This is a genomic window from Flavobacterium sp. T50_26 (genome assembly GCF_057652995.1).
The window spans coordinates 22868-36115 of sequence record NZ_JBYFCC010000016.1 but is presented as its reverse complement, the minus strand read 5'-3'; the positions used below and the strand labels follow the sequence as shown (position 1 = coordinate 36115).

At 34.0% G+C, this 13248-nt stretch carries 10 protein-coding genes; 3 read left to right on the top strand and 7 right to left on the bottom strand.

What is annotated here, in order from left to right:
• Positions 1–67: 67 nt before the first annotated feature.
• Positions 68–547, top strand: a complete 480-nt coding sequence (locus AC23MC_RS10765) for a GNAT family N-acetyltransferase (protein WP_487568386.1) — start codon at positions 68–70, stop codon at positions 545–547.
• Positions 548–553: 6 nt separating this feature from the next.
• Complete coding sequence (prmC, locus tag AC23MC_RS10760; protein ID WP_487568387.1) at positions 554–1408, top strand: peptide chain release factor N(5)-glutamine methyltransferase; 855 nt, start codon at positions 554–556, stop codon at positions 1406–1408.
• Positions 1409–1845: 437 nt separating this feature from the next.
• On the opposite strand, the gene AC23MC_RS10755 is transcribed toward prmC, so the two are convergent.
• A complete protein-coding gene (locus AC23MC_RS10755; RefSeq protein ID WP_487568419.1) occupies positions 1846–3093 on the bottom strand; it encodes an ABC transporter permease in 1248 nt (415 codons plus the stop codon).
• Between the two features lie 178 nt (positions 3094–3271).
• Here AC23MC_RS10755 and hisS point away from each other — a divergent pair, with 178 nt between their 5' ends.
• A complete protein-coding gene (hisS, locus tag AC23MC_RS10750) occupies positions 3272–4639 on the top strand; it encodes a histidine--tRNA ligase (protein ID WP_487568388.1) in 1368 nt (455 codons plus the stop codon).
• A gap of 144 nt (positions 4640–4783) precedes the next feature.
• On the opposite strand, the gene AC23MC_RS10745 is transcribed toward hisS, so the two are convergent.
• The 6 genes from AC23MC_RS10745 to AC23MC_RS10720 form a co-directional block, all read right to left on the bottom strand.
• The gene (locus tag AC23MC_RS10745; protein ID WP_487568389.1) at positions 4784–5197 is read right to left on the bottom strand and encodes a type II toxin-antitoxin system VapC family toxin; all 414 of its coding nucleotides are present in this window, start codon (positions 5195–5197) and stop codon (positions 4784–4786) included.
• The gene (locus AC23MC_RS10740) at positions 5194–5445 is read right to left on the bottom strand and encodes a DUF6364 family protein (protein WP_487568390.1); all 252 of its coding nucleotides are present in this window, start codon (positions 5443–5445) and stop codon (positions 5194–5196) included. The genes AC23MC_RS10745 and AC23MC_RS10740 overlap by 4 nt, the downstream gene beginning before the upstream one ends.
• 64 nt (positions 5446–5509) lie before the next feature.
• Positions 5510–6610, bottom strand: a complete 1101-nt coding sequence (hisC, locus tag AC23MC_RS10735) for a histidinol-phosphate transaminase (RefSeq protein WP_487568391.1) — start codon at positions 6608–6610, stop codon at positions 5510–5512.
• A 214-nt stretch (positions 6611–6824) separates the two neighbouring features.
• Positions 6825–7373, bottom strand: coding sequence for a hypothetical protein (locus AC23MC_RS10730; RefSeq protein WP_487568392.1), 549 nt, complete (start codon positions 7371–7373; stop codon positions 6825–6827).
• Positions 7374–7528: 155 nt separating this feature from the next.
• Complete coding sequence (locus AC23MC_RS10725; protein ID WP_487568393.1) at positions 7529–8491, bottom strand: hypothetical protein; 963 nt, start codon at positions 8489–8491, stop codon at positions 7529–7531.
• Positions 8492–8793: 302 nt separating this feature from the next.
• Positions 8794–13101, bottom strand: a complete 4308-nt coding sequence (locus tag AC23MC_RS10720) for a LamG-like jellyroll fold domain-containing protein (RefSeq protein ID WP_487568394.1) — start codon at positions 13099–13101, stop codon at positions 8794–8796.
• Between the last annotated feature and the right edge of the window lie 147 nt (positions 13102–13248).

The window sequence follows — 13248 nt, the reverse complement described above, 5'->3', positions numbered from 1 at the left end:
TTACGCTTTTTGTCTAAAAAAGTAGAAATAGTTTTACTTTTACAACTTATTAAATGAATTGATTTTTATGATTACCATCCGACCTATTCAAGAACCTGATAATGAAATGATTGCTGCCGTAATCCGTTCCGTTTTAATTGAACACGATGTGCCAAAAGTTGGAACTGCTTATGCAGATGTTTCGTTGGATCGTATGTTTGAAACCTATTCCGCACCAAGAAGTTCTTATTTCGTGGTTGAAAATGATGGCAAAATTATTGGTGGAACCGGCATTAGTCAGTTAGAAAATGAAGCGGAAACCATTTGCGAATTGCAAAAAATGTATTTTTTATCAGAAGCCAGAGGATTAGGTTTGGGTTCTGAAATGATGGAGAAATGTTTGACATTTGCTCAGTCTGTTGGATTTGAAAAATGTTATTTGGAAACCATGCCGTATATGCAAGCTGCACAAAAATTATACTTGAGATTCGGTTTTGTTTACATAGACAAACCGATGGGATGCACGGGTCACACTTCTTGTCCGGTTTGGATGTTGAAAGAATTATAATTGATTATGACTTTTAAAGAAATAAAATCTTCCTTTCGCAGCGAATTGTATCCTTTTTTTGATGAGCAAGAAATTGATAGTTTCTTTTATTTGGTGTTGGAAAAATTCCATCAATTAAAACGAGTTGATTTGGCTTTGCAACCCAATTTGAAAGTTTCCGAATCAGAATTGGTACAATGGAAACTTGTTTTGGAACAATTAAAAAACCAAAAACCCATTCAATATATAGTAGGAGAAACGTTTTTTTGCGATTTGATTTTTAAAGTGAATGAGCATACATTAATTCCACGACCCGAAACAGAAGAATTAGTGTATTGGATTTTAGAGGAAGTCAAAAATAAAAATAATTTCAATTCAACCATTGTTGATATCGGAACCGGAACCGGATGTATTCCCATTTCCCTGAAGAAGAATTTACCGAAATCAACGGTTTTTGGCATTGACATTTCGGAAGAAGCGTTAAAAGTAGCCAACGAAAATGCTCAAATGAATGAGGTTGACGTTCAGTTTATGCAAAAAAATATTTTAGAAACTTCCGATTTACAAAATCAATTTGATGTAATTGTTTCCAATCCGCCGTATGTAAGGAATCTTGAAAAGGCAGAAATCAATACGAATGTTTTGGCTTTTGAACCGCATTTAGCATTGTTTGTTTCAGATGAAGATCCACTAATTTTTTACAGGAAAATTGCTGAGTTAGCTCAACAAAATCTGAAGCCGAATGGTTTGTTGTTTTTTGAAATTAATCAGTATTTAGGAAAAGAAACTGTTTCTCTATTAACTGATTTGGGATTTAAAAACATTGAATTGCGGAAGGATATTTATGGAAATGATAGGATGGTGAAGACGTCTTTTGGTTGAAATTAGAATTCAGAATTCAGAATTTAGAATTCAGAATTTAGAATTTTTCGATTTTAACAATTTTTAAAATCAGTGTTCATTGAATAGGTAATCGTAGGTTTGAAATTAAATTATTTTTTTGAACCATATAAGTCATATAAGTTCAAATAATTTTTTTTTTCAAACCATTAAGAAATTAAGGGACATTAAGGCTTTTGTCGCGTGGTTTTTAACTTTTACACCTGACAGGTTTCAAAAACCTGTCAGGTGTATTTTAGCACTTTCGTTTTCATGGTTTCCTTTTTAGCCCCGATTGAGACGGTAGCCCCGCCTTGGCGGGCTAAAGGCGAAAGCGGGAACATGGTTTACTGAAAAAGCCCGAGCCATTCGCTTCAAAAAAATTAACGATTATTGGTTTTTAGAACCTTTTACCCATTACCAATAACCAATTACCATAACTATTCATACCGCAAAGCCTCCACCGGATCCAATTTAGAAGCCTTAATTGCAGGATATAACCCTGAAACCAACGCCACCACAAAACTCGTAACCACAGCTGCAATTATTGCCATCCAAGGGATGACGAAGGTGAATTCTAATAAAGATGCAGCGATTGAACCAAAGGTTACACCTAAAATAATTCCTACCAATCCACCTAATTGACCAATGACAATTGTTTCGGTGAAAAACTGAAAAGCGATTGTTTTTCGTTTGGCACCCAGGGCTTTTCGCACACCAATTTCCCGAGTTCTTTCGGTTACGGAGACGAGCATGATGTTCATTAAAGCAATGGAAGAACCAAAAATTGTAATGATGCCAATTATCCAAGCTGAAGCACTCAACACAGAAGTTAGCGATAAAATTTGATTGATTAATTCGTCACTTCGAATGATTCCGAAATTGTTTTCTTCTACCGGATTTTGTTTCCGAACTTGTCGCATGGTAATCATTGCCTGATCGATAGCGGCTTCCAGCAATTCTTTTTTCTCCACCATCACACTCAAATTGTAATTGATGTTGGGCTGCGTGAACAACGAACGAGCTACTTGAATCGGAATCATCACCCGCAAATCCTGACTGTTTCCAAAGGTTGAACCTTCTTCTTTTAAAATACCAATTACTTTAAATTTTGCTCCGCGAATGGAAATGACTTTGTCAATTGGATTGACATCTTTTAGTAATCCTTTTTCAAAATCGGAACCCACGACACAAACATAATTATTGTTTTCGATATCAAAACCGGTAAAATTTCGACCGGCAGCTAATTCTAAGCCTGAATTTGGAGCAAAATTTTCATCAACACCAACAACAGTGATTTCCGGATCGGTCTTTTTGTTTTCAAACTTTACTTCGGCCGTTGAAGTAGCAATAAAGGAAAGCGATGAATTGGTAAACGGATAGTTGTATTTTTCCTGAAAATCTTTTGCTTGCGGGTAGGATATAATTGGGTTAATTTTTTCTCGTTCACCTCTTCGGCCTCCACCGATTCGTACTTCCAATTCATATTGCCGAATCGTAAAAGTATTGGCTCCCATCGATGCAAAATTAGAAGATAAGGTGTTTTCTAATGCAGAAACAACGGTTAAAATACTCACCAATGCCGTGATTCCGATGGCAATAATGATGATTGTCAAAATCGTACGAAGCAACTGAGTTTTGATAGAACCCAACGCAATTTTTATATTTTCTTTTACTAAACTGGCCATATCTTCATTTGACACGAATTTACATTTTTTGTTACACGTTTTCTTTAAAATTCTTTTAAAAGTAAGATATTTGCAGAGCTTTTCATTTTTGTCATTCTGCAAGATGACGAAGTCGAAATAAGAATCTCCCGCCGAGGCGGGCAAAAATGCAACTTACAACATTAGAATTAATATAACAATGGCTCAAAAACCAAGTATTCCCAAAGGAACCAGAGATTTTTCACCGGCAGAGGTGGCAAAACGCAATTACATCAGCTCAATAATGAAACATCATTTTGAGGTTTTTGGTTTTCAGCCGATTGAAACGCCTTCGTTTGAAAATTCGGAGACATTGATGGGAAAATATGGGGAAGAAGGCGATCGATTGATTTTTAAGATATTGAATTCGGGTGATTATTTGGATAAAGTAAGTCAGGAAGAATTATCAAACATTGATTATAAAAAATTAACTTCCAAAATCTCCGAAAAAGCTCTTCGTTACGACTTAACCGTTCCGTTTGCACGCTACGTCGTTCAACACCAAAACGAAATTGAGTTTCCGTTTAAGCGATACCAAATTCAGCCGGTTTGGAGAGCCGATCGTCCGCAAAAAGGAAGATTCAGAGAGTTTTATCAATGTGATGCAGATGTTGTCGGTTCGACTTCGTTGTGGCAAGAAGTGGAGTTGGTTCAATTATATGACGCGGTTTTTACGCAATTAGGTTTAGGCGGAACAACCATCAAAATCAATAACCGAAAAATTTTGTCTGGAATTGCAGAAGTAATTGGTGCCAAAGATAAATTAATCGATTTTACAGTTGCATTAGACAAATTAGACAAAATAGGCGAGGACGGTGTGAAAAAAGAAATGCTTGAAAAAGGAATTTCTGAATCAGCCATCGAAAAAGTGCAACCGTTGTTTCAATTCACCGGAACGGTTTCTGAAAAGATTGAAAAGTTGAATGACTTATTATCTACATCCGAAGAAGGAAAAAAAGGCGTAGAAGAATTAAAATTCATTTGCGAAACGATAGAAAAATTAAGATTACAATCAGCAAAAATTGATTTGGATGTCACATTAGCCAGAGGTTTAAATTACTACACCGGAGCCATTTTTGAAGTAACCGCTCCGCAAGTGGCAATGGGTTCCATTGGTGGCGGTGGACGTTATGACGATTTGACCGGAATTTTCGGTTTAAAAAATATGAGTGGTGTCGGCATTTCGTTTGGATTAGACCGAATTTACTTGGTTTTGGAAGAATTAGGTTTATTCCCCGAAACGGTGACCGCCACCAGCAAAGCCCTTTTTATTAATTACGGAAATGCGGAAAGTTTCTATGCAATGGAAGCGATTTCCAACTTACGCCGTAGCGGAATTAAAGTAGAATTATATCCCGATGCCGCCAAAATCGCTAAACAATTTCAACATGCTGACAAACGCGGAATTCCTTTTGCCGTGATAGCCGGAGAATCGGAAATGAAAGAGAATGTTTTTGGTTTGAAAAATTTACAAACAGGCGAACAGGTGAAGTTGGATTTTGAGGGGTTGAAGGAGGCGTTGTTATAGGGTAATAAACGTAGAAAAATACGACAACAAAATTATGTATACTAACCTGATGCTAAGAACACAAGAGTAAAATACACAAAAAATTACTCTCGTTTTTAAAATGGGAGTAAAAATTACCCTCGTTTAATTTTCAGGAGTATATCTTTATAAACTTTTTAAATATTCTTCAGCCGACATAATTGGAATTAAAGAATGCTTAAAATCTTTTGGATTTCTAGTAATGATGATATCACATTTTGCATCTAAGGCACAAAAATATTGTAACGCATCTTCAAAATCTTCAAAATCAGAATGTAAAGCTTTTTCCACAATGCTTTCATTAAGTGAAGCTATTTCACAAAGAATTTTAAACTTTCTCAATTTTTCTTTTGCATTTGAAATTCCTTCCGACTTGGCAAGAAAATAATTTACTGTAGCAAATGAAATAGGAGAAACAATGAGTTTTATTTTTTTGTGATCTGCTAAAGTAGCCAATTGTGCACTTGGAATATAAAAAGGATCTCTTTCTCCAAGAAAATCAAGCATAATATTAGTGTCCAAGAATAACTTTTTACTCATTTGTGTTTGTTCAAAAGATGTTCAGCATATTCTTTTTTGTAATCTAAATCAGCAGGAATTTTATTGCCGGTACTTATACTTTTTACAAAAGCAGAAATTTCAATTGAATCGTCACTTTTTGCATCGTTAGTGAGTGAATTTAAATAATTCTCGATGATTCGTGACAAACTCACTTTCTTTTGAGCAGCATAAACCTTCGCTTTCTCAATGATTTCTTGATTTAATTTTAAGGTCAATTTTGTGTCCATAACGATAAGTTGTACGTGCAAATATATGAATTATATGCGTATAATTTCAATACAGCTTTTATATTTACTCTAATGCCTTAATAAATTGTTTCATTTCTTCCATTGTACCAATTGTAATTCTCGACCATTTTCCTTTTTCTTCATAAATCTTTGTTCCAAGAATATTGTTCTTTTTTAACTGCTCAAAAAAGTCTTTGCTATAATTTTCTAATGAAAAATAAACAAAGTTTGTATGCGACGGAATACAACGTATTTTTAACTTCTCCAATTGCTCAATCGTGTATTTTCTTGCTTCTGCATTAAGCAAAATTGTTTCTGCTACAAATTTATCATCCTTTAACGATGCTAAAGCTGCTGAAGCAGATGGTATGCTAACACTTCCACTTGCAGAAAAGTGTAATTGGTTCATTTCCGTTATGGTTTCCGGATGTGCTAGTGCATAGCCAATGCGTGCACCTGCTAAACCATATATTTTTGAAAAGGTTTTGGCAATAATTAGGTTTTTATTCTCTGTTACAAGATTGGCAAGTGAGGGTTGGTCTGTAAAATCCAGGTAAGCCTCATCCACTAAAACTTTTGTTCTTTTTGTAGCTTCCTTTATAAAATTTAAAAGTGCTTCACTAGCACAAAGTGTTCCCGTTGGATTATTAGGATTACAGATATAAATCAATCTCGTATCAGCGTCAATTGCATTTAACATTGCCGATAAATCGTGATTTTTATCATCGGTTAAAGGAATTGCAATTTTTTTAAGACCTGCATTTTCAGCGGTTACTGTCCAATAATCAAAAGTAGTTTCCGCAATAAGTAAATTTCCTTTTTCTTTTGAGCAATACAAAGCAACTAAATTTAAAATTTCCGAAGAACCCGCACCCAATAGTATGCTTTGATCAGTTAAAGTATGTTTTTGAGCAATTTTTCCAATTAGTTCGTCCAACAGCTCCCAATTATAGCGATTGCTGACATTGATACTATCACGCATTGCATTTCTCGCCAAGACTGAAGGACCATAAGGATTTTCGTTTGACCGCAACCGAATTAGGCCTACATTTTTTTCTTCAATGATGTCTTCTTTTGTTGCAATTGCAAAACGCTCAAACGGAATAATACCCAAACCTACAATGCCTATACTTGTTTGCTTTAACCAATTTCTTCTATTACTCATTGTGCCTTTTTAAAATTTTAATAGTACACAATAGGTATGGTATTTTTAAATTTGTTACAGTTTTGCATTTGGATTAGGAGTGAAATTGGATTTTGAGGGGTTGAGGGAGGCGTTGGTTTTGTGGAGAGAATTTTATAACGTTTCGCAGCTTTAAGAAGATGTGGATTTTTAGTACATAGTTCAGTAGAACTTTTTAATTCCCTGATTTGAAGCTTTAATCTATTTTATTGTTTAGTAATTTCTTCAAGTCTCTTTTCAAAATCAAATGTTTTATCAATGTTGGTAAGTTTAATTTAAATCTTTCTTTTATAACTGTAAATAATACATAGTTCTTGTCAAATAAGAAAATGTAAGAAGTTTTATAATTTGGGTTAATGTTGAAATCTGCGTCTTCATTGAAAATTATTAATCTTTTTGAGTCTCTATTTTTTTCAAATTTTTCTTTATTAAAGTATACTTTTATTAATTCTCTATTTTCATCTTCATAAAACTTACTTGAAACTTTAATTAGTTTTTTTTCTGTTGCTTTTCTATAAATCACCCAAATACCTAATAAGGTTAGAAGAAAAGGCACGTAATAAAAAATTCCAGTTTCATTTTGGTTTCGATGAGGGTCAAAATAAATTATGAACGGAATTACACTTGCCCAACCGAAAAATAAATAAATTATAATTGTATCAAATTTGTCTAACCAACTTTCTTTAAAAATCAGTTTTTCTTGTGTAATACTTTCTTCTATGTTTAATTGTTTAAGTTCTCGCATGCTTTGGATATTGATTACTGATAAACGTTTTGCCAGTTGGCGAAGTGGCGGATTTCGAAGCACCTACTTTCAATTTAGTACTAATGTTCATTTGAAAACCGAATATTCAATTTAACACTGAACCCGCCATTTGGACAAACTGCTGTTGGCGGTAGTTATTTTACACCTAATTTTTGTGCTATGTCATAAACATATCCAACTTCTTTTCCAGGAGCGTTGGATTCTATTTCCGCTAATTTTGTGCTTTCTTCAAAAATTTCAAACCCAGCTTTAACAGCTTTACTCCATTTAAATCTTATCAAGTCCTCCAATATTTCAGACGTTGTAATAGAAAAAGTTTTAATAACTCCTGAATTGGTTTTTAGTTTATGTCTTTTTAAGTGTTCTTCGTATTCTAAATATAAATAATCAAATTTTTCACTAATTTCTTTTGTGTCAAAACTGCCTTTAGATATGTCTATCATCCAATTCCTTAATGCTAAAAACTTTCTTTTTGAATCTGTATCTTTTTTGAATTCAATTAGTTGTTCCCAACTTACAGAATCATCTATGACAGGGAATTTCTTTAAAACAACTTCAAGTATTTTATATTCTTTTCCTAAATCAGATTTTTTTTCTGGTATGAAAAGATCAAATATTGGCATTACGTCAACATCGGAAGTTGCATTAATGAGTTCAGAGAAGAAATAGTTCTTGTAAATTGTATTTCCGTTTCCTTCAAGCCCATGTAGTATATTCGTTGATTCCTGAAATATACTTCCTAAATTCATCACATCATTGTGACTAAATAATAGTCTATTTTTTTTGTGCTCATCAAAATATTCAGTAAAGGTTTTAAGTTCAAGTTTATAAGCAACTTTCTCTAATTTATTACTATCAAAACTTTGAAGCAAATTATTGTCTTGCAGATAATCTAATTCAGCGAGTTGAAAACTTTGAATTTCTTCAAATTGACTTTTTCCGAGTAAAGTTTCTCCAAGCGGACCAGAAAGCATTTTACTCATTTTTAATTCATTTTCATCAAATATTAGTTTGTCAAAATATAGAAGGTCTCTTTTTAAGTTTGTTTTACCCAAAAGATACCTCAAATTGATAGATTTTAGCCCTAGTTTATCCATTGTTTCTGATAATTACCACCAACTTATATATATGCGGAATAAACCTCCCTCTATACACCCAAAACAACTTGTATTAGCGAAAGTTTCTCTCATAATTTGTTAAAACCAAATATATTATATTTTTTCTCAACCACCACCAAACCACCTTTTATTTCTCCCCAACAACTTTCTACACACTCAGCAATTCTCCTTAAACAAGTTGCACTTTTACAAAGGTTTGGGTTTTGAACACCACCTATATAAAAATGAAAAGCCCCTCACGTCGAGGGGCCTTTCGGTGTCAAAAATCAATTATCAAAACCCTATTTAATAATGATTTTTTTGCTAATTGTTCCGGCATTCGTTTGCACACGAACAATGTAGGTGCCAGTACTTGCTTGGCTCACCGGTAGCGAAATGTTGGTTTGGGGTAAATTTTCAACATTCCAGGTGGCAAGGGTCTGACCCAGGATCGTAAAGATGCTCACTGTTTCCACAGTTACATCGGTTAAGTTATTTTTTATCGTTAGTAGATTTTGGGCATTGGTAAAGGCAACCGCAATTTCATTATCAAGGTTAAAATCACCCGTTGATAAAGTTGAATTTCTAAACGTTAATTCAAAGCGGTTGTGAATTTCTCCTTGCGGCAATTCAATAGTAAAATGTTCATTCTTAATCGAATGATATAATCCGGTTGTTTTGTCATGAATAAAAATGTCTGTTGCTTCATCCACATTTTCGGTTCCATCCAATGTAAACTCCACATTTCCGGCAGCATACGTTTTGATTCCTAACGGATAGGTTTTGTTTACATCAAAATATGAAGCACCTTGAATAATTAGTTTTACACCATTATTTAAAAAGTACATATCATTTTGTTGGTTGTCGATGTGAATAGCATCATACCCTAAATCAATTTCTTCCGTTGCCAATTCATCCATAAAACCAATCAACAATTGTCTGTGGAAATTATTATACGAATTAAAACCAATTCTGATTTTCATGAATTCATCTTCAGTATATTCGTCTTCTTGGTTATTATCTGTTCCATATTCAATATCATCATCACTACTTGTTTGATTTTCACTTGAACGGAAAAGAACACTTGAATTAGCATTGCTTTCTTTGATAAACAAACGTTGACTGTTATTGAAAACAAAGCTTCCACCTGTTGTATTTCCTCTTACAAAGAAACCTTGCCCAACCGGAATAAATCTTCCCGGAATTCTGTTGCTGGAACCTAATCCGCTAATTCCGGAAGGAGAAACAGGAGCTGTTCCGCCCACTAAATTACGCGTTGCATAACCACCTTGATAACCTGAAAGAGTATGTGTGTTGTTGGTTGCAAAATGTTCCCAGATATACAATGTTCCGTTAATTGAACCTAAATTTTGACTGATAAATTCATTCGCATCCAAAGCAGATGGATATGGATTTCCGGACAGATTCAAGTTGTTTGCCGAAACATAACTTGTGATTTCACCGTTGTTTGGTTTACCGATAAAAGTGAAATTCTGTGTAGCAGAAGCAGCACCACTTCCTTTTAAAGTAAAGCCTTGACCCGCTAATAATGTTCCGTTCTGACCAACAGTTGCCCAATTGGCATAAATTGGAGATACGTTTTGGAATTTATAAATCCAATAGCTACTCAACGTAATCGGGTTGCTAGTTAACGGATTATTTGTGCCGCTAACCCAAGCAATATTCATCGGATTGGCCGCGTTTGTGCCGTCTTTCATCACTCCTGCAACAGTGTAACCATGGTTTATGGTTGAATTATTAATAGAACTCACCGGAGACGACCAATAGTTATAATTAAATTTATTGCTTTGCCCTTGTTGATCACGTTCCAAACTTCCAATACTTGTAGGAGCTAATTCACTAGTTACAGTTTGAATAAGTTGCGAACGATCTTTTAAATCAATTTTTCCGTCTAATTTCAGATACCAATCATTTTGAAGTTTAGTATCATTGTTCATCGTGATTTTTACGTTTGGATCAATAAGTAATCCAACAGTAGTAATATTTGATGTTTCTGTGATATCGTGTTTTACCTGAATAATTGAATAATTAGAATCTATAATATCTAAACCTCTAATTTCATTGTGAGTATTATTTACCGCTTCAGCAAAACTACCACCTTGTTGTGTTACAAAAGGCATTGGAGCTTGTTGTGAACTAATAATTTTATGGTTAAAAATTCTCATTCCGCTTTCAGTATCAACAGTTGGAGTGCTTAAATCATCAATAATATCATTTTTGTAAACATCCATTCTATAGTAGCGTAGTAAGTTTGCAAAAGGTAAGTCTTCTATGTTTTTAGGAACAATTGCACCTCTCACTTGACCATTATTGTTTTCAATTTCTTGATACACCATTCTTTGTAGCTGTTGAGGTGAAAGATTGGTATTAAAAATCCTTACTTCATCAATTTTTCCTTTGAAAAGATTATTATTTGCAACTGGATTTTTTCCAATGGTTAACAAAGTAGCATCTGCATTAATTGATGCATTTGTACTTAGACTAGCAACATTATTTCCATTTATAAAGAGTTTCAAATAGCCTCCGCCCAAAGTGGCAGCAACATGATACCATCTTGAAGCACTAAGAGCAGTATTGAATTGTAGCGATGTTCCATTTAAAACAACTTGCAGTCTACGATTATTTAATACTCTGATGTAAAAATTACTTTGGCCAACAACAATTCCGTTCGCATTATAAGGAGAAGTTAGATTTATCCATGCCATCATTGATGCTTGAGATAAACCGCCCAAAACAGATGAGCCTTGAGCATAATCGTTTCTGCCATCAAAAGCTAAAAATAACTTTCTGTTTAAGTCTCTTGGAGAACCAAAATTTGAAGTATTAGTATCGAAATTATCAATAATTCCGTCTTTATCTACATCGGCAGAACCATCAATTTTTCCATCATTATTTGCATCTAAATGAGCATACAAGCCAGATTGAATATCAAAACTACCATCTGAATTTGAGTCTAATTGAAGATAATCACTCACTCCGTTTGAATCGGTATCTTGGGCATAAGCTCTTCCTACAGTTCCAAAAGAAGTAGAATTGTCATATAAATCTAAAATTCCGTCTCCATCGGTGTCTGCACCATCACCGGTTCCGTCGCCGTTTATATCTCCGTCGCCGTTTAATAAACCAGCCTCATCAACATCAAAAAGCGAATCATTGTCACTATCTAAGTCTAGATAATTCTTAACTGAATCACCATCTGTATCTGGAATGGAGTAGTTTCCACCTGAAATTAAAGTTTCAATATAATCGTTTAAACCATTTTTGTTATCGTCTTTCCACAAGGACGAATTGCTTAAATCGAAAGTAGATTTTTGGTTGCTCATATTTTTAAATCCAGCTTCTTCAATATCAGCAATACCATCGTTATCTGAATCTAAATCTAAATAATCTGGTTTGCCATCTTTATCGGTATCAACACATGCTTGGTTGATTGTTATTTTAACATCATCAATAAAGTTTCCTATTGATTGACTTCCAGAGGCTGTGTAACCCGCTTGAAAAGTAAGAACAATTTGAGTTTGACCTTCAGGAATAACATACACACCGGAATAGGTTCCCCAAGCAGTATTTCCGTCTACCATGGTTGATACAGGAGTAGAGGCTAATGCATTTGCAAGAGAAGAGCCAAATTTCACGAAAGCCTGGTCAACACCCGATCTTCCGCGGTGTTTAATTGACCAATTGATTGTTCCACCGGCACCGTTTAAGCAAAATGATTGATATAAAATACCGGGTACATTTGCATTTAATTCGGCAAATTGATTTCCGGAAGCTGCGGTAACACCATTGAAACCTGAGCTCCAAATTTCAATAAAGTTTTCGGCACTGGTTTGCCATCCCGGAACACTATTAGTGGGTAAAATTGAATAACTTGACGCTGCAATTGATGGGTTTTCAAAATCTCCGTTTGTAAAAAAGTCGGTAAAACACGATTCGCATTCAATAGAATTAAGAATACCGTCGTTATCAGCATCTAGATCGGCATTATCTTCAATTCCATCGCCATCTGTGTCTACCATTGCGGTAATTGTTATATTATCGATATAAAAAAATTCACTAGAATCAAGATTTGTAGCTCTAACTCTAATTCTAACACTAGAATTATTATTTGGGATGTTGAAAAAGTAGGGATTATTAGGTTGACCCGGAGCAGTATCACCTGTTCCAAAAGTTAAATTTTGCCCATTGCCACCGTTATTTCCATCAATAAGTTGAATGGTAGATGTATAGGAAGAACCATTATTATATGAAAAATCAATAAAAAGGTCTTCATCATCATCAACATTTGTTGCTGCAAATGCTATAGAAACTTGAGCATTTGTATAATTAGTAAGCAAAACATTTTCAAAAACAACATTGCTTGAATTGTTTGATGAGCCTGTAAATCGCAAAGATCTTGTTCCGCTCATTGCAGTTGTGTTAGAAACGGTTACATAGGATGTAGAGGAAACTGAATACGACAAGTTATCGGAAGTACTTCCTTCAAATCCTTGGTTTTTTAGTTGAACCTGAGAATGACTTAATATTGTAGAAATCAGGAAGACAAATAAGCATCCTTTTTTTACATTATTAAATAAAATAGTTTTCATAATACTAAAATTTAGTGATTACTTTTTTTAATTGAATTTTGACAAGCCAAAAGTAATAATGTAATTTCAATTAATCGATGAAATGTATAAAATAATCGTTGAAATACATTAAATATAAAATAATATATGTAAAAAACTTACAATATT

Excerpts from the sequence above, each read along its gene's own strand:
- AC23MC_RS10740 (WP_487568390.1), bottom strand. The coding sequence starts at position 5,445 with ATGGACACAAAATTGACCTTAAAATTAAATCAAGAAATCATTGAGAAA.
- AC23MC_RS10730 (WP_487568392.1), bottom strand. The coding sequence starts at position 7,373 with ATGCGAGAACTTAAACAATTAAACATAGAAGAAAGTATTACACAAGAA.
- AC23MC_RS10755 (WP_487568419.1), bottom strand. The coding sequence starts at position 3,093 with ATGGCCAGTTTAGTAAAAGAAAATATAAAAATTGCGTTGGGTTCTATC.
- AC23MC_RS10765 (WP_487568386.1), top strand. The coding sequence starts at position 68 with ATGATTACCATCCGACCTATTCAAGAACCTGATAATGAAATGATTGCT.
- AC23MC_RS10745 (WP_487568389.1), bottom strand. The coding sequence starts at position 5,197 with ATGAGTAAAAAGTTATTCTTGGACACTAATATTATGCTTGATTTTCTT.
- AC23MC_RS10725 (WP_487568393.1), bottom strand. The coding sequence starts at position 8,491 with ATGGATAAACTAGGGCTAAAATCTATCAATTTGAGGTATCTTTTGGGT.
- hisC (WP_487568391.1), bottom strand. The coding sequence starts at position 6,610 with ATGAGTAATAGAAGAAATTGGTTAAAGCAAACAAGTATAGGCATTGTA.
- AC23MC_RS10720 (WP_487568394.1), bottom strand. The coding sequence starts at position 13,101 with ATGAAAACTATTTTATTTAATAATGTAAAAAAAGGATGCTTATTTGTC.
- prmC (WP_487568387.1), top strand. The coding sequence starts at position 554 with ATGACTTTTAAAGAAATAAAATCTTCCTTTCGCAGCGAATTGTATCCT.
- hisS (WP_487568388.1), top strand. The coding sequence starts at position 3,272 with ATGGCTCAAAAACCAAGTATTCCCAAAGGAACCAGAGATTTTTCACCG.